15 protein-coding genes and 1 riboswitch are annotated in these 19,533 nt (G+C 72.5%); of the genes, 5 read left to right on the forward strand and 10 right to left on the reverse strand.

What is annotated here, in order from left to right:
* Positions 1-63: 63 nt before the first annotated feature.
* Entirely contained in the window at positions 64-1,101 is a 1,038-nt protein-coding gene (locus E1281_RS00250; protein WP_207943004.1) for a PP2C family protein-serine/threonine phosphatase, read from the reverse strand.
* A gap of 259 nt (positions 1,102-1,360) precedes the next feature.
* Positions 1,361-1,546: riboswitch (cobalamin riboswitch) on the forward strand.
* A 34-nt stretch (positions 1,547-1,580) separates the two neighbouring features.
* Here E1281_RS00250 and E1281_RS00255 point away from each other — a divergent pair.
* From E1281_RS00255 to E1281_RS00265, 3 genes are read left to right on the forward strand one after another with little or no spacing between them, the layout of a single operon-like run.
* Positions 1,581-2,618 (forward strand): ABC transporter substrate-binding protein, encoded by a 1,038-nt coding sequence (locus E1281_RS00255; RefSeq protein ID WP_131875034.1) that lies wholly within the window; start codon positions 1,581-1,583, stop codon positions 2,616-2,618.
* A complete protein-coding gene (locus E1281_RS00260; RefSeq protein WP_347813260.1) occupies positions 2,615-3,706 on the forward strand; it encodes an iron ABC transporter permease in 1,092 nt (363 codons plus the stop codon). The genes E1281_RS00255 and E1281_RS00260 overlap by 4 nt, the downstream gene beginning before the upstream one ends.
* Positions 3,703-4,530: an ABC transporter ATP-binding protein gene (locus E1281_RS00265; RefSeq protein WP_131875035.1), complete on the forward strand. Its 828-nt coding sequence runs from the start codon at positions 3,703-3,705 to the stop codon at positions 4,528-4,530. Before E1281_RS00260 ends, E1281_RS00265 begins: the two co-directional genes overlap by 4 nt.
* A gap of 34 nt (positions 4,531-4,564) precedes the next feature.
* On the opposite strand, the gene E1281_RS00270 is transcribed toward E1281_RS00265, so the two are convergent.
* On the reverse strand, positions 4,565-5,404 hold the full coding sequence (locus tag E1281_RS00270) for an alpha/beta hydrolase (RefSeq protein ID WP_131875036.1): 840 nt from the start codon (positions 5,402-5,404) through the stop codon (positions 4,565-4,567).
* Between the two features lie 289 nt (positions 5,405-5,693).
* On the opposite strand from E1281_RS00270, the gene E1281_RS00275 reads away from it, so the two are divergent.
* Complete coding sequence (locus E1281_RS00275) at positions 5,694-10,397, forward strand: hypothetical protein (RefSeq protein WP_207943005.1); 4,704 nt, start codon at positions 5,694-5,696, stop codon at positions 10,395-10,397.
* 111 nt (positions 10,398-10,508) lie between these two features.
* Here the strand turns inward: E1281_RS00275 and E1281_RS00280 are convergent, their stop codons facing one another.
* Complete coding sequence (locus tag E1281_RS00280) at positions 10,509-11,102, reverse strand: TIGR00730 family Rossman fold protein (RefSeq protein WP_243716419.1); 594 nt, start codon at positions 11,100-11,102, stop codon at positions 10,509-10,511.
* 309 nt (positions 11,103-11,411) lie between these two features.
* On the opposite strand from E1281_RS00280, the gene E1281_RS00285 reads away from it, so the two are divergent.
* A complete protein-coding gene (locus E1281_RS00285) occupies positions 11,412-11,990 on the forward strand; it encodes an NUDIX domain-containing protein (RefSeq protein ID WP_165958719.1) in 579 nt (192 codons plus the stop codon).
* A gap of 107 nt (positions 11,991-12,097) precedes the next feature.
* On the opposite strand, the gene E1281_RS00290 is transcribed toward E1281_RS00285, so the two are convergent.
* The 7 genes from E1281_RS00290 to E1281_RS00320 all read right to left on the reverse strand — a co-directional run bounded on the left by E1281_RS00290 (position 12,098) and on the right by E1281_RS00320 (position 19,522).
* Positions 12,098-13,084 carry an ABC transporter substrate-binding protein gene (locus E1281_RS00290; RefSeq protein WP_131875040.1) on the reverse strand — a complete coding sequence of 329 codons (987 nt, stop codon included), beginning with the start codon at positions 13,082-13,084 and terminating at the stop codon, positions 12,098-12,100.
* Entirely contained in the window at positions 13,081-13,899 is an 819-nt protein-coding gene (locus E1281_RS00295) for an ABC transporter ATP-binding protein (RefSeq protein ID WP_131875041.1), read from the reverse strand. The genes E1281_RS00290 and E1281_RS00295 overlap by 4 nt, the downstream gene beginning before the upstream one ends.
* Before the next feature lie 7 nt (positions 13,900-13,906).
* A complete protein-coding gene (locus tag E1281_RS00300) occupies positions 13,907-15,013 on the reverse strand; it encodes an iron ABC transporter permease (protein ID WP_131875042.1) in 1,107 nt (368 codons plus the stop codon).
* A 96-nt stretch (positions 15,014-15,109) separates the two neighbouring features.
* Positions 15,110-16,402, reverse strand: coding sequence for an aspartyl protease family protein (locus tag E1281_RS00305; protein ID WP_131875043.1), 1,293 nt, complete (start codon positions 16,400-16,402; stop codon positions 15,110-15,112).
* A gap of 56 nt (positions 16,403-16,458) precedes the next feature.
* The gene (locus E1281_RS00310; protein ID WP_131875044.1) at positions 16,459-17,661 is read right to left on the reverse strand and encodes an ABC transporter permease; all 1,203 of its coding nucleotides are present in this window, start codon (positions 17,659-17,661) and stop codon (positions 16,459-16,461) included.
* Positions 17,658-18,359: an ABC transporter ATP-binding protein gene (locus tag E1281_RS00315; protein ID WP_131875045.1), complete on the reverse strand. Its 702-nt coding sequence runs from the start codon at positions 18,357-18,359 to the stop codon at positions 17,658-17,660. Before E1281_RS00315 ends, E1281_RS00310 begins: the two co-directional genes overlap by 4 nt.
* Positions 18,356-19,522 (reverse strand): peptidoglycan-binding protein, encoded by a 1,167-nt coding sequence (locus E1281_RS00320; RefSeq protein ID WP_131875046.1) that lies wholly within the window; start codon positions 19,520-19,522, stop codon positions 18,356-18,358. Before E1281_RS00320 ends, E1281_RS00315 begins: the two co-directional genes overlap by 4 nt.
* Between the last annotated feature and the right edge of the window lie 11 nt (positions 19,523-19,533).

Here is a 19,533-nt window from a genome sequence, read left to right on the forward strand (position 1 = left end):
CACTTCGCACGGTACCAACCGGCGTCGCCGATCCGCTCTCGCGAGGCGCCCGCTCCGCGGCGGTCAGCCGCTTCTGCGCAGGACCAGGAGCGCCGTGTCGTCGGCCAGCCTGCCCTGGGTGTGCTGCTGCAGATCGCGGTAGATGGCCGGTGCGATGTCGGCCGCGCGGAGGTCGCCCCGGTCGGCCATGCGCTCGCGTAGCGGATAGAACGCCCCGGACGGATTTCGCGCCTCGGTGACGCCGTCCGTGAACAGCAGCAGCGTGGAACCGCGGGGGAAGTCGAACCGCTCGGCGGCCCGCGGTTCGGGATCCAGGGAACCCAGCCCGAGCGGGAGGGAGGTCTTGCCAAGGGGGACCCGCCCGGAACGGCCGTCCTGCAGCAGGTAGGGCGGCACGTGTCCGCAGTTGATGGCCTCGGCCTGCGTCTCGGGACCGACTTCCAGGACGAGTGCGGTGACGAAACGTTCCATCTCGTCCCGCTGGGCGGCGAACGAGTTGCGCCGGAGCACCGAGTTCTCCAGCGCCTCCACGACGGCCGTGAGGGTGAGCTCCGTCAGGGCCGCCTCACGGAAGGAATTGAGCACGGCGAAGGCCGTGCTGATGGAGGGCAGGCCCTTGCCCTGGACGTCGGCGATGAGCACGCGGCTTCCGTACGGGGTGGCCATCACCTCGTAGATGTCGCCTCCTACCCGGCTGTCCTCCTCGACGGGCTCGTACAGGCCGTGGACGACCAGCTCGTCGGTGACGAGCGGGAACGGGTTGAGGATCTGGCGCTGCAGGGCGGCCGCCGCCGAACGCAGCCGGAGGATCTCTTCCTCCTGGCGGACGCGCTGAACGACCTGGCCCACGGCCAGGCCGTTCAGCACGACGGCGAATACGATCACGCTCGCCGCGGTCGCTGCGTCCAGGGGGCTGAGGAGCAGGGCGCCGAAGATGAGCAGGGTCGAACACACCGATGTGACGACGGTCTGCCGGACCGTCCCGCGTCCGGCGATCAGGGTGGGAAGGAAGACCAGGAAGGGCGCCAGCCCGATCTCCCGGTCGAGGACGATGCCGGTCACCGCGAGGGCCGCCGCGATGCCCAGCAGCCACAGGATCACGACTCGCCACGTGAGAGGAGCGGCGCGCCCGCCTGGCCCCGGGCGGGCGCTGGAACCGTCCGGATCGTTCGCTGTCACACCATTTCCCCTGCTCCCTGCGGCCCGGGACGGCCCGGCGCCGCCGAGTCCGGGCCGCCCTCCGGCCTGGCCGAGGGCGACTCGTCCGTGAGCGGCCGACAGGGGGCAGTCTAGTGACCGCATGATCACTAACCGTGACGACGGGGGCGTGGGCTCCGGTCTCTCCCCGGAGAGATGCCGGATGTGTCACGATGTGCGGTGTAGGCGACGGCGGAACGAGGAAGCCGGTGTGAATCCGGCGCGGTACCGCCACTGTGATCGGCGAGCGGATCCCGAACCCATGCCACTGCCCGCGAACGCGGGTGGGAAGGCCGGGACGAGCGTTGACCCGAGAGCCAGGAGACTCACGCGGTCGCCTCCTCGATGGACTGGGGCGGATCTCCCCAGAGAGGAGGGCTCGTATGCCCATTGGCTCGTCGGGCCCGGCACCGTGCCGGGCGGCGTTGGCCTCACCGGTGGCGGCGGTGCCCGTGGTGGCGGTGCTGGTGGCGGTGGTGCTGCTGGTGTCCGGATGCGGTGGCGTTTCGGAGCGCGCCGCCGGAGGCGGGACCGGTCCGGTGCCTTCCGGGTTCCCCGTGACGGTGTCCAACTGCGGGGTGACGACGACCTACCAGCGGCCGCCGCGGCGCGCGGTGTCGCTGAACCAGCACGCGACCGAGGTGATGCTGGCGCTCGGCCTGGAGAAGTCGATGGCCGGCACCGGCTACCTCGACGACGAGGTGCTGCCGGAGTTCCAGGCCGCCTACGACGGCGTCGAGGTCATCTCCAAGGAGTACCCGTCCTACGAGAGGCTGCTGGCGGCTGAGCCGGACCTGGTCTACGGCGGCTGGCGGAGCGCCTTCGAGGAGAAGGAGGGCCGCGGCCGGGCGGCGCTGAAGAAGGCGGGGATCGACTCTCACCTCAACATCGAGGAGTGCCCGGAGGGGCCGGTGACGATGGCCACGGTCGAGGAGGAGATCCGCACCGTCGCCAAGATCTTCGGGGTGCCCGGCCGGGCGGAGAGGCGGATCGCCTCGATGCGCGCCGTCCTGGACGGGGTCGAGCGCGGGCTGGCCGGTGTCGCGCCGCTCAAGGTCGCCGTCTACGACAGCGGCGACAAGACCGTCTTCACCGCCGGCGGCGCCGGAATCGGCGACGAGATGATCCGGCTGGCGGGCGGCGGCAACCTGTTCGCCGACGTGGACAAGCCCTACGGGGACGTCTCGTTCGAGCAGTTCGCCGAGCGCGCTCCCGACGTCGTCCTGATCTACGACTACGGTGAGCGGTCGGCCGAGGACAAGAAGGCGTTCCTGCTGGGGCATCCGGCGCTCAAGGACGTCCCGGCCATCGAGAACGAGCGGTTCGCGGTGCTGCCGCTGTCGTCCACGGTGACCGGCGTGAGGGTGGCGGACGCGGTCGAGTCGCTGGCCCGGCAACTGCATCCGGACCGCTTCGCGTGACCGGCCTGGCCGAGCCTCGCGTCTCCGGCGACCGGGGGGCGGTCACCGGCCGCGCGTATCGCCGCCGGCCCGGGATCCCCTACGCGCTCGTGCTGGCGCTGCTGGCGGGACTGGTGCTGGCGGCGGCGACGGCCGGGATCGCGGCCGGGTCGGTGAGCCTGCCGCCCGGTCAGGTCTGGGGCATCCTGCTGCACACCGTGCATCCGGCGCTGGCCGTCCCGGACTGGAGCCCGGTGCGCGAGACGATCGTGCTGGACGTCCGCCTCCCCCGGGTGCTGCTGTGCGGCGTGGTGGGAGCGGGGCTGTCGGTATGCGGGATGGCCTTGCAGGCACTGGTGCGCAACCCCCTGGCCGATCCGATGCTGCTGGGGGTGTCGTCGGGCGCGACCGTCGGCGCGGTGCTGGTGGTCGTCTTCCACGTGTCCTGGTTCGGCATGTTCTCGCTGCCGCTCGCCGCCTTCGGCGGCGCACTGCTCGCGCTGGTCCTGGTCTACTCCCTGGCCCGCTCCGGCGGGCGGATGACCACGGTCCGGCTGGTGCTGGCCGGCGTCGCCACCGCCGAGGTGCTCTCGGCGGTGGCCGGCTACCTGGTCCTCACCTCCGACGACCCGCGCAGCGCCGAGGCCGCGATGCGCTGGATGCTCGGCGGCCTGGGCGGCACCACCTGGACCGTGCTGTGGATCCCGGCGGCCGCGGTGCTCGCCGGGACCGCGGTCCTGCTGGGCCTGTCGCGCCCGCTCAACCTGCTGCTGGCCGGGGAGGAGGCCGCCGCGTCGCTCGGGCTGGACGTGCACCGGTTCCGCGCCGCGCTGTTCGTCCTGGTCGCCCTGATGATCGGAACGGTCGTGGCGGTCAGCGGCTCGATCGGCTTCGTCGGGCTGATCATGCCGCACATGGTCCGGCTGCTGGCCGGCTCCGACCACCGCCGCGCACTGCCCGCGGTCGCGCTGCTGGGCGCGGCCTTCCTCATCGCCGCCGACCTGGCCGCACGCACGCTGATCAGCCCCGAGGAGATCCCGGTCGGCATCCTCACGGCCCTGGTCGGCGGCCCGTTCTTCCTGTACCTCATGAAGCGCAAAGCGGCATGACGACCACCGAGCCGATCCCCCGGCCCGCCGAACCCGGAACCCTGCGCGCCGAAGAGGTCTCCGTCGTGATCGGCGGGCGCCCCCTGGTGGACCGGATCCGGTTGACCGTGGCCCCGGCGGAGGTCGTGGGCCTCGTCGGCCCCAACGGCGCCGGCAAGTCGACGCTCCTGCGCACCTTCTACCGCGCGCTGCGCCCCACCTCCGGGCGGGTCCTGCTGGACGGCGACGACGTCTGGCGGCTCCCCGGCAAGCACCTGGCCAGACGGCTGGCGGCCGTCCTCCAGGAGACCCCCGACGATTTCGAGCTGACCGTCCACGACGTCGTCGCCATGGGACGCACCCCGCACAAGCGCGCGTTCCAGGGCGACGACGCCACCGACCGCGCCGTCATCACCGGAGCACTGGCCGAACTGGAGGCCGCGCATCTCGCCGACGCGCCCTTCAACCGGCTCTCGGGCGGCGAGAAGCAGCGCGTGCTGATAGCTCGGGCCCTTGCCCAGCGGACCGGGACGCTCGTCCTGGACGAGCCCACCAACCACCTGGACCTCCGCCACCAGATCGACGCGCTGCGCCTCGTCCGCCGCCTCGGCGTGACCGCCGTCATCGCCCTGCACGACCTCAACCTCGCCGCCGCGCACTGCGACCGCCTCTGCGTCCTGCATGACGGACGCCTGGTCGCGGCCGGAGCACCCGCCGAAGTGCTCACCCCCGACCTGCTCGCCGAGGTCTACCGGGTGGACGCCGACGTCCACCCCCATCCCCGCACGGGCCTCACCCAGGTCACCGTCCTCCCCGAGACCCGCGCCACGGGGGACGGCCGATGACCGGGCGATCGGGGTGGCCGCCCGTCCCGCCGGCTCAGCCGAGGAAGGAGCGCAGTGCGGCGTTGACGTCGTCGGCGTGGGTCCAGAGCAGCCCGTGCGGGGCGCCCTCGATCTCCACGTACCGCGCCTCGGGCAGGGCTTGGCGGAAGCGGCGGGCCGTGGCGTCGATGGGCAGGATGTTGTCGGCGGTGCCGTGCAGGATCAGGACCGGCTTGCCGCTCGCGCGGACCGCCTCGACGTCGGCGCGGAAGTCCTCGATCCACGCGGACACGACCGCGTAGGCCGCCACCGGCGCGCTGGAGACGGCGACGTTCCAGTTGGCGGTGACCACCTCCTGGCTGATCCGGACGCCGAGGTTCTCGTCGAGGTTGTAGAAGTCGGAGAAGAACTGCGTGTACCAGGCGTAGCGGTCCCCCTTGGCCGCGGCCGCGATTCCGTCGAAGACCTTCTGCGGCACGCCCTCGGGGTTGTCGTCGCGGGCGACCAGGAAGGGCTCCAACGAGGCGAGGAAGGCGAGCTTGGCGACCCGCTGGTGGCCGTACCGCGAGACGTAGCGGGCGAGCTCGCCCGTGCCCATCGAGAAACCGACCAGGACGACGTCGCTGAGGTCGAGGGTCTCCAGCAGGACGTTCAGGTCGGCGGCGAACGTGTCGTAGTCGTACCCGGACCCGACCTTCGACGACCGGCCGAACCCGCGACGGTCATAGGTGATGACGCGATACCCGGCGGCGAGCAGGCTGCGCGTCTGCCGCTCCCAGCTGTGACCGTTCAGCGGATACCCGTGGATGAGGACCACGGGCTGTCCCGCGCCCTGGTCCTCGTAGTAGAGCTCGATCGGGGTGCTGTTCTCGTTCCCGACGACGATGTTTCCCATGGTCTCTTCCCTTCGAGGTGATGGTGAACGGCCGATACGTGCAGGAACTTCCCACCGCGGACCGGGTATATCGCGTACTCGACGATCTCGATCGGCCTGCCGGCGGGAGCCGCCCCGAGCCGCTCCTTTGGCGGTACCACCGGTGGAAGAGCGTCTCGGTGTGGGCATGAACACGGGTCTCGCAAGTTCTGTTCCGCCCGATACAAAACGGTGGCGGGGCCCGGCGTCGGGTGGTCGCCCGGTTTCGGAGGGTGCTGGCATAATCCCGCGAATGCCTCCCAAAGCTCCCATGCCTCCCCAAGACCTGAAGGGCTCAGTGCTTTACCTGGAGTGGACGCGGCTCAACGCGCCCGACTGGGAACCGGCCGCGCTGGGGCTCGTCGACGCGCTGGACAAGGGGATCGGCCGGACGTACGGCAAGCCGGGCCGGTTCCTGGACGAGCTGGGGCGCCGGGCCAGGGAGCTGCCGCCCGAACACCTGCCCTGGTTCTGGGACACCGTGGCGCAGCGGCTGAGCGCGCCCGTCCCCCGGCACGCGGCCACCGCGTACGGGCGGGCGCGAGCGGCCGAGACGGAACACGCGCTGCCCGTCGACAAGGCGTACCGGCTCCGGAACGCGCTGCTGTTCGCCGAGGCGGGCGCGCTGACGGCCAGGGAACTGCGCGATCACCGGCAGTGGCTCGCGGCCGCCTTCCCCGCCGGACGGGCGCACGAGGAGTTCGTCCGGTTCGTGCTGGCCTGGAACCGGGGCGGCGGCGTCCCGGCGGCCGATCTCCTCACCCGGCTGCGCGCTTCGGCGAAGGACGCGGGGGTCGCCATGGACGAGGTCGCGCGGCTCCTGGGCGACGTGCTGGCGGAGGCGCGCGGCAAGGCCGTCCCCGGCGGCCTGCTGGACGGGGCGGCCAAGCTGTTCGCCACGCACCCGCCCGCGCCGGAGGCGCTCGCCGGTCTCGCCGCGATGTTCCCGACCGGCAAGACCGACGGCTCGGCCTGGCTGCGCGTGCTGGACGCCTCCGGTGCCGCCGCCGCGATGGCGGACGGCACGGTCACGCCCACCGGCGGCCTCGCGGGATGGCTCGGGAGGTTCACCCACACCTACAACCACGTGGAAGTCGCCTACGGCGGCATCGCCGTCCAGCCGATGCCCGCCGAGCTGCTCGGTCTGGTACCGAGGCTGGCACCCCGCCTTCGCGCCGAGGGTGTGCCGGTCCGGCTGTGGGAGTCGCGCTTCCGTACGACCAACCTCGACGCGGATCTGGCGGACGCCTGCCTGGCCGAGGGGGTTCCGGTGGAGGATCCGGCGGGCAGGGCGAGGCTGACCGTCCGTACCGGCGAGTCGCGCCGCGACCTGAACGCGCTCGCCGCCCATCCGACCCTGGGCAAGGTGCTGGAACGCACGGTCGGCTCCTCGCACCGGCGCGGCACGGCCATCACGCGGCTGCCCGGCACCGCCGCCGTCGAGAAGAGCGTCCACGAGCGGATCTCCCGCCTGATCGAGGAGGTCGCCACCGCGGGTCTGGAGACGGCGGGCGCGGCGATGGACGATCTGGACGCGCGGCTGGACCCGCCCACCGCCGCGGCGCTCGACGGGATCGAGGAGGCGCTGGAGGCGCTGGATCTCGCCGGTCCGCTTGCGCGGACGCTGCGTGCCGGGCTGCCCGCCGAACTCGGCTGGCCGGGGCTTGAGGAGGCGGTGGCCGAGCTGACCGCGTCCGGGGGCGCCGTCGAGGGCGTCACCTCGACCTGGCCGGTGCTCACCGCCTTCACCCGGACCCGCGCGATCGCCGTCGACCACCGGGGGCGGCGCGCCGCCTGCGCGTTCACGATCCCCGAGGACGCGACGCGCCACAGCGTGCACTACGTGGGCGGCGACTTCCTGGTCGCCTGGTCCACCGGCGACCGGTACCACCAACCCGGCCACGCGTTCTGGGCGAGCGAGCCGGGCGCGGTCTTCGCTCCCGAGGAGACGCTCGGCCTCGACGCCTGCTTCGACATCCTGAGCGGCGCGCAGGGCTACCAGTTCGAGACCGCCGACGGGGGCCGCCACGACGGGCAGCGGGTCCTGCGGCGCGGCGGCCGCGAGGGCATCGGCGACCACGAGTTCCAGATGACCGACGGCGACACGGTGTGGAGCAACCGGGTCCAGTCCCGCGAGAAGGACCCGTGGGCGGCCGTGGACCCGGTGACCGGCGCAAGGGCCGCGACCGGCTCCCTCCCGGCGTTCTTCGCCAGCGCGCCGCCGCCCGAGGGCATGGTGTGGGACTACGAGCGGCTGTCGCTCGTCCGGCTCCCCGACGGGGTGGACTCGCCCCTGGGGCAGGCGGGCGGGCTGTCCGGCTTCCGCGTCACGCATCCGGATTCGGAACGGCGCGCCGAGGCGTCCCACCACGTGGTGGAGGGCGCGGACGGCCGCCGGGGCACGCTGCCGCGCGGCCGGCGCAGGGGCGGCTACCCGTGGGGGATCGTCCGGATGCCCGAGGGCGGCGCCGATCTGGTCGTCACCCACGGGACCCTCGACCGCTACGGGCCGATGCGCTCCCATGACGCCGAGGACGGCACGGTGCTGTGGGAGGTGCGGTCCTACCCCAGCCGCAAGGAGTGGCTCCACTCCGCGCTCGGGGGGACGATCCAGCCGGACCCGCAGAACCGGCGGATGTTCCCGCCGCCCGCGTTCTGGCACTTCCTCCTCCCGCGCGACCCGGGCTCCTCGCGTGCGCTGCGCGATGCCGGCGAGTCCGCCGCGCGGGCGCTGCTGGAGGCGGCGGGCGACGGCGACGGCCAGGACGACGCGACGGTACGGGAGAGCGTCCGCGCGGCGCTGGCCCGCGTGCTCCCCGGCGTCACCGAACCCGAGATCGTCGAGGACGTCGTGGCGGTCACCGTGGCCGCCGCGCGGGCGCGGTGGAAGCGGGAGGCCGCCTCGCGGCGGATCGCGGCCGTCCGCTCGGGCGAACGGGTCCGGCCGTCCGCCGAGGCCACGGACGCCGACCTCCTCGTCGCGCTGCGCGGGCTGCTGGACGTACCGCACACCGCCTTCCGGGAGGAGTCGGCCCGGCAGCCCGCGACCGTCACCGCCGTCGCCGCCGACGGCCGATTCCTGCGCGGCGAGATCGGCGAGCTGCTCCGGCGGGTCAGCCCGCCGGCCCGGCCGCAGGACTGGACCGGGCTGCTCGGCCGGATCGACGCGGCCGCCTGGCGGCTGGTCGCGCCCTCCACCCCGAACGCCGAGCGGGCCACGCTCGCCGCGCTCCTGCACGTCTGGTCCGAGCAGCCGTTCGCGGCGCCCGGCCGGTGGCGGCGCGGCACGGCCGAGGGCGCGGCCCTGGAGCCGCTGTGCGCGGCGGGCCAGGCCATGATCGTCGCGGCCGCTCCGGCCGCCGACCAGCGGATCGACCCCGGCGCGAAGTACCGCTTCGTGCAGCCCGCGGAAGCGCCCGAGCCCGAGAACGCCGCGGACATCGACCTCCGCACCGTCACCCGCGACGACTCCGCCCGCATCCACCGCCTCCTGGAGCTCCTGGACGAGAAGGGGCCGCTCCCGCTCGACCCCGCCGCCATCGCGGCGTTCAGCGAGCGAGCAGGCGTCCGCCGCGCCATGGCCGTCCTCGCGTTCGACGGCCTGCCGCGCAAGCGGCTGCTGGGCACCGACTACGTGCCCGAGGACGAGAACCACACGAAGATGCTGCGGGGCAAGCCCTACCAGGCGAGCAAGGCCATCGCACGCGCGTACGAGGACCTGTCGTACAAGCTCGGCACGGACGGCCGGAGGCGCCTGGTCGCCGCGGCGATGCCCGACGACCCCGCTGAGCTGTGGGCGGACGGCGGAACCGTCGCGGCGGCCGAGCGGATGGCCGGAGTATGGGTGGAGCTGCTCGGCGCCGGTGTCGCGGTGGACGAGGACACCGCCGCCGAACTGGAGCGCGAGCTGTCCCTGGACGCGGCCAGGGCCGCCGATCTGGCCGATCCGTCCGGTTCGGTCATGGCGACGTCCGACATGCGGATGGTGGTGGCCGCGAACCGGTACGGCTCCCTGGGCGTCCACCACCTCGACGATGACGGCTCCCCAGGCCGGCGCGTCCGCGGCAACCCGTACACCACTCTGGCCACGCTACTGGTCTGGGCACTGACCGAGCGTCCCGTGGGTACGCCCGCCACGGCGGGCGTGCCCGAGCTGCACCGCCGCCTCCGAGCCCGGATGGACGCGCCGGGCCTGCTCCTCCCGCTCGGCACCCAGCACCTGGGGGGCAACCGGGCCGCCCGGGAGCACCTGTTCGGCCCCGGCACCCATCCCGCTCTTCCCTACCAGGGCGACGACCCGTTCAACGACGCCGCGACCGGCCCGGTCGCCTACGACGACGGGCTGTTCATCGTGGACGCCCGCAGCGACCGCCAGGTGCCCGCGCTGCGTCCCTCCGCGCTCGGCGACCCCGGCCGGTACGAGCAGGCCGTCCGGCTGTGCGAGGACCACGACCTGCCGGGCCTCCTGTGGGCCCTGCGCCACGTCAGGGTGCTGCACGGCGGCGGGCTGGCGCGCATGGTGGAACGGTCGCTGGCCACCCCCGTCCCGGCCGGCGGCTACGAGGCCGATCCGCTGCTGAGCGTTCCCGAGCTGGTGGACGAGGCCGCCGGCGAACTCGGCACCGACCGCGACGCCGCCGCGCTCTACCTCCAGTTGCTCACGCTGGCCCGTCCCACCGACAGGAACGTCCGCAAGTGGAACGGTTGGGGCGCCGCCAGACACAAGGCGGCCCAGGCGAAGCTCGTCGAACGCGGGGTCGTCCAGCAGGACAAGCGGCCCCGCGCCGGCCGCACGGCCTTCGTCCCCGGCGCCTGGACCGAGATCAAGGCCCCGGAGCTGCCCCTGGAATCGGCCAAGCTGGAGACCCACCTGGCCACCGTCAACGCCACCAAGGAACTCGAAGGCCCGTTCTTCCGCCTGCTGCCGCCCGCACCACTTCACGAGCTGTTCGCCACAGCCTGGGCGGCACGCTGACCCGCGGCTCCACACGAGAAACTCCCGGTCGGGCGGCGGATGCCGCCCGACCGGGAGTCCGGAGTCACTCAGGGCCCGCCCGGATGGCGGGCCCTGGCGTTACGCCGCGTCCTAGGAGGCAGGGACGTGCGCCTTCACGATCTCCACGGCCTCTTCCGCCGTGTCGACGACGTGCAGCAGGTCGGGGTCCCCGGGGGAGACCTTCCCCTCGGCTAGGAGCTTCTCGTTGATCCAGGCGACCAGGCCGCCCCAGAACTCCACACCGGCGAGGATGATCGGCCGCTTGTCGAGCTTGCGGGTCTGGACGAGGGTCAGGACCTCGAACAGCTCGTCGAGGCTGCCGAACCCGCCCGGCAGGACGATGAACGCCTGCGAGTTCTTGACGAAGAACACCTTGCGGGTGAAGAAGTAGCGGCACGTCCACCCGTTCGTGAGGTGGTCGTTGAGCCGCTGCTCCATCGGGAGCACGATGCCCACGCCGATCGACGTACCGCCGGCGAGCTTGGCGCCCTTGTTGGAGCCCTCCATCACGCCGGGGCCGCCACCCGTGATCACCGGGTATCCGGCCTCGGCCAGCCGAGCGCCGATGTCGAAGGCGAGGTCGTACTCCTTCGTTCCGGGCCGCGTCCGGGCACTTCCGAACACGGTGACCGCCCGCCGGACGCCGGCGAGGTTGGCGAAGCCCGTGCTGAGCTCGTCGTGCATTCGCTGGGCTCGGCGGACGTCGCCGATCCCCTCCCCCGGCCCAGAGGGCAAGGAAACTGGCTTGTGCATTTTTGACACCTCTTTTGGTCACTAGCGGCGTCTGAGACGCCGCGAGGGCAACCCGTCTGTCGGGCACCATCCACGACCGTCCAGGGACGGTCGCGACGCGCCACCGCTCATGATCGACGAGTTCTCGACCGGGCGGGCGTGAGCGCTTCCCCTTGCCAAAGATGATCAGCCTCGGACCGTCGTCATTGCGGCACCGTGCCGCGAGAAACCCCAACAAACAAGACAAAGGGAGTGGTAGCAGTGCGCACTGCTGCACTGAACGACCCCGACGAGAAACCGTGCGACGGGCACTCCGTCGCGGTCATCGTCATCGACCCGAGCAAGGGCGTGCTGATCGGCGACGTCCCGGACGGCGCCGGCGCGTCCAGCGTGGGCGGGCACGTCTTCGACGTCCACTGGAGCTACAAGGCGGCCGCCTGCGGGGAGGTCCTAGAGGAAACGGGCCTGACCGTCACGGCACTGATGCCCGTGTTCGAGAAGCCGGTGCGGCGCCTCAACCCGTGCAAGCGCGGGGACGGCCCGTACGGGCTCGGTCACTACTGGCAGGTCTACATCGCCGAGGTCGACGGGCGACTGAACGTGGACCCGAAGTCCCTCCTGAGGCCGCGTTGGGTCTCCAGGGTGGAACTGCAGAGGCTGGCCCAGCGCACGCTGGGCCGCGCGCAGCACACGGTCAGCGCCGAAGCCTGGGCCGAAGAGCCCGGCATCACGCCGACCTGGGTCCAGTGGTTCGCCGAGGCCGGTCTCATCGAGATGGCCGAGGCGGACCTGCGGGATATCGAACAGTTCATGCGCATCGACGGCGCAAGCCGCAGGTGACATCAATCGATTAGGGGATCGGCCGGCAGTCGCCTGCCGGCCGGTTCCCGCCTTCCCCGGTGCCGGCCGGGCTCCGGCCCTGTCGGGCCGCTCGTCGAGCGGGCCGGTCATTCTCCCTTGAAGTAGGTCGCGAGGCGTTCCAGACCGTCGAGGACGAGGGGCGTGGGCGGCTCGGTGAAGTTGAACAACTGCACGTGGAGCGCGTCGTTCTTGACCGCGCGGAGGTCCTTGGCGCCGGGGATGTCGAGCAGGGCCTGCCTGATCTCCTGCTGGGTTCCGTCGGTGTGCAGCAGGATGATGGTGTCGGGGTCGCGGCCCAGCAGTTCCTCCATGGAGACCTCGAAGACGCGCTTGTCGGTGGCGGCGAACACGTTCTGGGCGCCGAGGGTCTCGAGCTGCGGGGTGGCCATGCTCTGACCGCCGTAGGCCCCGACCGTCCCCTCGCCCCGGTAGGGCCACAGCACCGCCACCTTGCGACCCTTCTGGTCGGGCAGGTCCGCTTGGACGGTTTCGATGCGCTTCTGGAGGTCCCTGACGGCCTGCTCGGCCTTGTCCTGCCGGTCGAAGACCCTGCCGTACAGGCGCATCTGCTCGTAGATCGTCTCGTAGCCGGGGTCCTTGATCCCGTCGGGGCAGAAGCTCGGCTCGTCGAGCACCGAGACGCCGACGGCGGACAGGGACTCGCGCGAGACCCCGTCCGGCAGGCCGAGCATGAGGTCGGGCTCTTCCGCGATGATCGCCTCGGTGGAGATCTTCAGGTGCCCGTCGGAGCCGAGGCGGTCGGTGAGGGAGGGGACCTTGTTGAGGGCGTCGAGGGTCTCCTTGGAGTAGTACTCCGGCGGGAACTTCCCGGCCCGCGAGGTGAGCCGGTCGAGGACGCCGAGCGTGGACAGGTACTGCAGCGGAGCGCTGTTGACGATCAGGACGCGGGAGGGCGGCTCGTCCAGCGTGACGTCCACCCCGCAGTTCTCGACCGTGAGAGGAAAGCTCCCCGACGCGTTCGACCGGTCGCCGTCCCCGGAGCCGGCCGAACCGCAGGCGGTCAGCGTGACGGCCAGCAGGCCGGCCGAGAACCAGGCGAGGTATCGCTTCATCTGGACAGATCACTCCGTGCGTTGATCGGCATGGCGCCGCGGTCGGCCGGTTCGGCGTCGAGCGGGTGGAAGAGGAACTGGAGGCCGCGGGTGGTCTCAAGGCGCTCGACGCCGACGCCGTAGACGCCTTGGAGGAGCCCGGGTGTCAGGACGTCGGCGCAGGGGCCGTGCGCGACGACGTCACCTTCCTCGTCGAGCATCAGCACGTCGTCGCAGTAGCGGGCGGCCAGATTGAGGTCGTGCAGGACGATGACCGTGGTGATGCCGAGCCCTCGGATCATGGTGAGCAGCTCGTGCTGGAACCGGATGTCGAGGTGGTTGGTCGGCTCGTCGAGCACCAGGTGGTCGGGCTGCTGCGCCAGCGCACGGGCGATCATCACGCGCTGCTTCTCGCCGCCGGACAGCCGGACGAAGATCCGGTCCGCGAGGTGGCGGGCGCCGACCCTGCGCAGCGCGGCGGCCGCGATCCGGTGGTCCTCCCCGCTGTTGCGGGAGAACGTCGACTGGTGCGGCGCCCGTCCGAGCATGACCATGTCGGCCACGGTCATCGGCAGGTCGCCGGACGACTCCTGCATGACGACGGCGATCCGCCGGGCGAGGGCACGGTGCGGGATGGAGTCCAGCGGGCGCCCGTCCAGCAGGACCCGGCCGCCGCGCGGCGTCACGATCCCGGTGAGCATCCGCACCACCGTGGTCTTGCCGCTGCCGTTGGGGCCGAGCAAGCCGAGGATCCGGCCCGACTCCGCCCGGACGTCGATGTCGCGCACCACGGTCGTCGCGCCGTAGGCGTAGCTGAGCCCGCGTCCTTCGATCATGACCGCCTCACTCGCTTCCGCCGTGCAGGCGGCGGACCAGGATGAGCAGGAACGGCGCGCCGACCAGCGCGGTGATGATGCCGATCGGCAGTTCCTGCGGGCTCAGCAGCATGCGGGCGGCCATGTCCGCCCACAGCAGGAAGATCGCGCCGATCAGCGCGGCGACGGGGACGGCCCGGCGGTGCGTCGCCCCCACCACGCGCCGGGCCAGGTGCGGGATCACCAGCCCGACGAACCCGATGCTGCCGGACGCGGCCACCAGCACCCCCACGGCCAGGGACACCAGAACCAGCAGCACCAGCCGGAACCGCGTCGGCGAGATGCCCAGGGTGTGCGCGGTCTCGTCACCGATCGCCAGCGCGTCCAGGCGGCGTCCCCACAGCGTGAGCATGGTGGTCACCAGAGCCACGGCGACCAGCACCACGACCAGCGGCACCGACCAGTGCGCGAGCGCCAGGGTGCCCAGCAGCCAGAACAGCACCGACCGGGAGCCCTCGGCCGAGTCGGAGGCGAAGATCAGGAAGCTGGTCAGCGCGTAGAGCGCGTAGCCGACGGCCACCCCGGTCATCAGCAGCCGGGTCGAGGTGATCCGCCCGGCCGTGCGCGCGATCACGAAGACCAGCAGCGAGGCGGCGAGCGCGCCCAGGAAGGCGGCGATCTGCAGCGCGTGCTCGCCCCACCCGATCCCGAACCCGAACAGGATCGCGGCCGCCGCGCCCGTCGAGCCGCCGGAGTTGACCCCCAGCAGGTACGGGTCGGCGAGCATGTTGCGCACCATCGCCTGCAACGCCATGCCGGTGACGGCGAGCCCGGCGCCGACCGCCGCGCCGAGCAGCACCCGCGGCAACCGGACCCGCCACACGATCGAGTCGTGCGCCTGCTCCCAGGTCACCTCGGCGGGGCTGCCGGCCAGATGGTGGCCGACGACCTTGAGGACGGTCGTCGGCGGCACCGACACCGCACCCAAGCCGACCGCCGCGAAGACCGTGGCGCAGAAGACCGCCAGGAGCCCCAGCAGGAGAAGCAGGTACCGGCGCCGGCGGGAGGACGCTCCCAGATCGTCGAGGTCGGGCCCCGGCTCCACGACCGCCGGGACCACCGATGACGAACTCATGCATCCCCTCAGTTATTGCAGTTAATACGCAACAACTAGGATCATGCAGGATGCCCTGTCAAGCAAGACCGCAGTGTGACAACCACTCGCCCGGCTTCATGCGGCCTTGCCGCGCGCGACGTAGACCTTCATGCCGGTAAAGTCGAGCGTGATGTTGTACGGCTTGTAGAAGGAGTGGAAGAACGTGGTCAGGACGTCGAATCCGTTGCGGGCGGGCGCCTGGCCGGGGTTCGCCACGCTGTAGACGTCCTCGGCGGAGGCGTCGCCGAGGCGGACCTCCTCCGGGTAGCAGGGGTAGGTGACGACCGGGCGGCTGTGGGCGAAGGTCTCCAGCGGGCGGTCGTGGTCGATGCGGACCCCCCACCGCTTGGCCGTCTCCTCGGACATGGCCACGGCGCTCTCGCCGGTTCCGCCGACGGACAGGCCCACCACCCGGTCACCGGAGCCCGCGACGCTTCCCACGCTGTGCGTCATGTGCTCGCGGGCCAGCCACAGCGGCAGGGGCGCGGCGCCCGCGCGGGCGGCGTCGGCGCGTGCCCTACGGGCCGTCTCGGGGGTGCGGCGCCGGAGGGTCAGCGACCGGCCCGCGTAGTCGAAGGTCGTCAGCAGGTGGTAGAAGACCCACGTGCCGATCAGGCCGCCGTCGGCCCCTCCGGGCGAGGGCTGGTCGGTCTCCGTCCACACGACGGGGACGTTGCGCAGTTCGATGCCGTCCAGGGCGAAGGAGTCCAGCACCCCGAAGTACTGCCACGACTTGCCGTCCAGGTAGTCGATCTGCTGCTTGGCCACAGGGGTCAGCCCGGCCTCCTCGGCCGTTTCCTTGGAAAGGCCGAGCCACGGGGCGCCGGTGTAGGGCACGTAGGGCTTCGGCGGTCCGCCGTTGACCGAGCCCTCGACCAGCGGAGTCGGGTCGAGCTGCTGGAACGGCAGCCGCGCGATGTCGCCGTGGACCTGGTACGGCTCGCCGCGGACCGCCCCGAACCAGGTGGCGAAGACGTCCATGCCCGCCGCCCGCCAGTGGGAAGCGGAGAGGGAGAGCCGGTCCTGCCGCAAGTAGCAGTCGGCCATGAGCCGGTTGGTGTCCTTGTCGCCGGGCGCCAGCTTGAGGGCCGTCTTGAGATACTTCTCGGCCTCGGAGAACCTGTTGCTCAGCAGCCCGACGTAGCCCCGCCGGCTTGCCGCGTGGACGTTCCCGGGGTCGTGCTTGAGGATCTCCTCGTAGGCGCGGCCGGCCTGCTCGAACTTCCCGGCCTTGAACAGCGCGTCCGCGTCACCGCCGTCCTGGGCCGCGGCCGCCCGGCCCAGGAGCGGCGACGCCGCGGCGGCACCCGCCACCAGCGCACCGCCCCTGAGCAGCGAACGCCTGTCCCATCGCACGTTTCCTGCCATGGTCTTCTCCTTCTCCTCGTGATGACTTTCCGTGGGTTCTGCCGTGCGGCGGGCGCTCACAGCGACCGCAGCGCCTCGGTCGGCGAGAGGCGGGCGGCGCGGAGGGCGGGTAGCAGGCCGGCGATCGCGCCGATCACGATCGCGGCGCCGATGCCGCCGGCCCACGCCTGGGCCGGGATGACCACCGCCCAGCCCTTCGCACCCGCGTAGACCGCGGTGGTCAGCGCGCCGGCCGCGACTCCGGCCACCCCGCCGAGCAGCGCGAGCATGATCGCCTCGGACAGGAACTGGGTGCGGATGTGGCCCCGGGTCGCGCCGAGCGCCCGGCGCAGCCCGATCTCCGATCTCCGCTCCAGCACCGAGATGATCATGATGTTGGCGACGCCGACCGCGCCCACGATCAGCGCCACCAGCCCGAGCCCGAGGAACAGGCTGTTGAACGCGCCCTCCGCGGCCGCCCGCGCGGTGAGCGCGTCGGACGGCTGGCTGACGTCGACGTCGCTGGGAGACTCCGGGTTCGCCGTCTGGGCGAGCACCCCCTGCACCGACTCCACCTTGCCGGTGCGGGCCCGCACATAGACCGTGGTGGGAGGGCCGGCCACCGTCTTCCCCCGGTCGACCGTCGCGTAGCCGAGGTAACGCTGCGCGGCGGGGTAGCCGATCAGGGCGCTGGTGTCGATCTCGGTCGACAGCGTCGCGGGCTTGAGGATCCCCGCGACGTAGAACCACTGGTCCTTCAGCCAGATCCGCTGCTCGGGGTAGACGCGGTCGATCCCGAGGCGCCGCGCGGCGAGCGCGCCGAGCACCGCGACCGGCCGCTGCTCGGTCGCCGGGTTCAGCCAGCGGCCCTCCGCCACCCCGGTCCCGATCACTCCGGGGAGGTTGAGGCTCGCCGCCCGCACCCGCAGTGAGTTCGTGTTGATCTCCGGGATCAGCGGGTTGCGGTAGACGTTCGCGCCGTCGACGGCGGCGACGTGCGCCACCCGCTCGGCGTCCGGCAGGTGGGAGATCCGCTGCGGAGCGGCGACCGGGAGCCGCGCGTTCCCGCCGGTGACCGACTGGCCGGAGCCGGCGGTCAGCATGTTCGTCCCCAGCTCGTCGATCTGGGCGAGGAGCCCGGCCTGCGAGGACGCGGACAGCCCGAGGACCGCGACGATCGCCGCGGTGCCGATCGCTATCCCGAGCGCGGACAGCGCGGCGCGCAGGCGGCGGGCGCGGATCCCGGCCCCGGCCACGCGCATCTGGTCGGAGAGCCTCATGCGCCCTCCATCGCCCGCGCCGCGCTGTCGGCGACGATCCGCCCGTCGAGGACGTGCAGCCGCCGGGGCATCCGGGTGGCCAGCCCGCCATCGTGCGTGATCATGAGGATGGTCGCCCCGCCGGCGTTGAGCTCGTGCAGCAGCTCGATGATGGCCGCGCCCGTCCCGCTGTCGAGGTTGCCGGTGGGCTCGTCGGCGAGCACGAGGGCCGGGCGGCCGACCAGGGCGCGGGCGATCGCCACGCGCTGGCGCTGCCCGCCCGAGAGCCGGCCCGGCCGGAAGCCCGCCCGGTCCTCCAGCCCGACCCGGTAGAGCGCCTCGGCGGCGCGCTCGCGCCGCTCGGCGGGGCCCGCGCCCCGGTACAGCAGGCCGTCGGCGACGTTCTCCAGGACGGTGGTGTGCTCGGACAGGAAGAACTGCTGGAAGACGAACCCGATGCTGCGCGCGCGGAGCGAGGCGAGCTGCCGGTCGCCGAGTCCCGCGACGTCCTCCCCGTCGATCCGGAGCGTGCCCCCGCTCGGCCGGTCGAGCGTGCCGAGGATGTGCAGCAGCGTGGACTTGCCCGACCCCGACGGGCCGACGATCGCGACCAGTTCCCCTCTGCGCACGGTGAAGCTCACACCGCGCAGCGCGTGGACGGGCGGCTGCGTGCCGTAGGTCTTGGTGACCCGCTCGAGTTCGAGGACGTTCGGTCTCACGTCGACGGCACCACCACTCGGTCGCCGGCCTTCAGGCCGCCGGACACCTGCACCCGCCCGTTGGCGCCGTCGAACAGGCCGAGCGTGACGGGCACGATCCGGGTCCGGCCGCCGTCGCCCGCCGCGGCCTCGACCGCGTACCCCCCGCCCGCCTGGCCGATGAGCGCGGTCACCGGCACGATCAGCGCGTGGTCGACGCCGTCCGTGGTGATCCGCACCTGGACCGGTGCCCGCTGGAGGGTTCCGGCGTCCTCCGGGTCCTTGAGCGTGATGTAGACCGGGAGCGTGGCGGCCTCCGAACCGGAGTCGTCCTCACCCGGGGACTCCGCGACCGTGCCGATCCGGCTGACGACGCCGGGCGTGGTCCGGTTGTCCGGCAGCGTGATCTGCGCGGGGTCGCCCCTCTCGACCTCGGACTGCTGGGAGGCATCGAGTTCCACGGTCACCATGTGCCGGTTCGACAGCGCCTCCATGATCGGACGCCCCGGAACGGCGGCCGTGCCGTTCTTGGCCGTCACCTCGCCGATGCGCAGCGGACCGGGCAGGAACACCGCCTGGCCGAGGTCCAACCTGCCCGTCACGTCGGCGCCGCGTTCGCCCTGGAGCTTCTCCAGGGCGGTCGCGGTCGCCCAGCCGAAGTGGCCAGAACCGGGATCGAGCCCGGACCCGCCGGCGTAGCCCTCGTCAACGAGTGTCTTGTTCAGCGCCCGGACGTCCTTGCCGTCGTCGCCCACGGCCAGGTTCCGGTACGCGGGCGTGCGGCCGCAGATCAGGACCACCGGCTTCTGGCCGACCTTGTACAGCGTCTCGGCGCAGCCGACCCCGGTGCCCGACGCCGGGACCCAGGTGTAGGTCCCCTTCGCCCGGTTGACCACCGGGTAGGGGGCGCCGTCCGCGCCGCCCGCGTACGAGAGCGTCCCGCTCTGTTCGACCTGCGAGGAGAGCGGGCCCTCCTGGACCGCCACGAACGACGTTCCTTCGCCGGCGGTCGCGGCGGGTTCGCCGCCGCCGGACGGGCCCGCCACGGCGAGCACCGCCCCGCCGGCGGCGGCCACGACCGCGAGCGCGACACCGCCGTGGAGCATTCCGCGACGGCCGCGCCGCCGTGGCCGGGCGGGCGCGTCACGCGTATCCGGACCCGGCTCGGTCACCCCTGTGCTCATCCGGTCCCTCC

The sequence above is a fragment of the Actinomadura sp. KC345 genome (assembly GCF_004348515.1).
Lineage (GTDB): Bacteria > Actinomycetota > Actinomycetes > Streptosporangiales > Streptosporangiaceae > Spirillospora.

Excerpts from the sequence above, each read along its gene's own strand:
- E1281_RS00310 (WP_131875044.1), bottom strand. The coding sequence starts at position 17,661 with ATGAGGCTCTCCGACCAGATGCGCGTGGCCGGGGCCGGGATCCGCGCC.
- E1281_RS00295 (WP_131875041.1), bottom strand. The coding sequence starts at position 13,899 with ATGATCGAAGGACGCGGGCTCAGCTACGCCTACGGCGCGACGACCGTG.
- E1281_RS00270 (WP_131875036.1), bottom strand. The coding sequence starts at position 5,404 with ATGGGAAACATCGTCGTCGGGAACGAGAACAGCACCCCGATCGAGCTC.
- E1281_RS00320 (WP_131875046.1), bottom strand. The coding sequence starts at position 19,522 with ATGAGCACAGGGGTGACCGAGCCGGGTCCGGATACGCGTGACGCGCCC.
- E1281_RS00275 (WP_207943005.1), top strand. The coding sequence starts at position 5,694 with ATGCCTCCCCAAGACCTGAAGGGCTCAGTGCTTTACCTGGAGTGGACG.
- E1281_RS00300 (WP_131875042.1), bottom strand. The coding sequence starts at position 15,013 with ATGAGTTCGTCATCGGTGGTCCCGGCGGTCGTGGAGCCGGGGCCCGAC.
- E1281_RS00255 (WP_131875034.1), top strand. The coding sequence starts at position 1,581 with ATGCCCATTGGCTCGTCGGGCCCGGCACCGTGCCGGGCGGCGTTGGCC.
- E1281_RS00305 (WP_131875043.1), bottom strand. The coding sequence starts at position 16,402 with ATGGCAGGAAACGTGCGATGGGACAGGCGTTCGCTGCTCAGGGGCGGT.
- E1281_RS00280 (WP_243716419.1), bottom strand. The coding sequence starts at position 11,102 with ATGCACGACGAGCTCAGCACGGGCTTCGCCAACCTCGCCGGCGTCCGG.
- E1281_RS00290 (WP_131875040.1), bottom strand. The coding sequence starts at position 13,084 with ATGAAGCGATACCTCGCCTGGTTCTCGGCCGGCCTGCTGGCCGTCACG.
- E1281_RS00265 (WP_131875035.1), top strand. The coding sequence starts at position 3,703 with ATGACGACCACCGAGCCGATCCCCCGGCCCGCCGAACCCGGAACCCTG.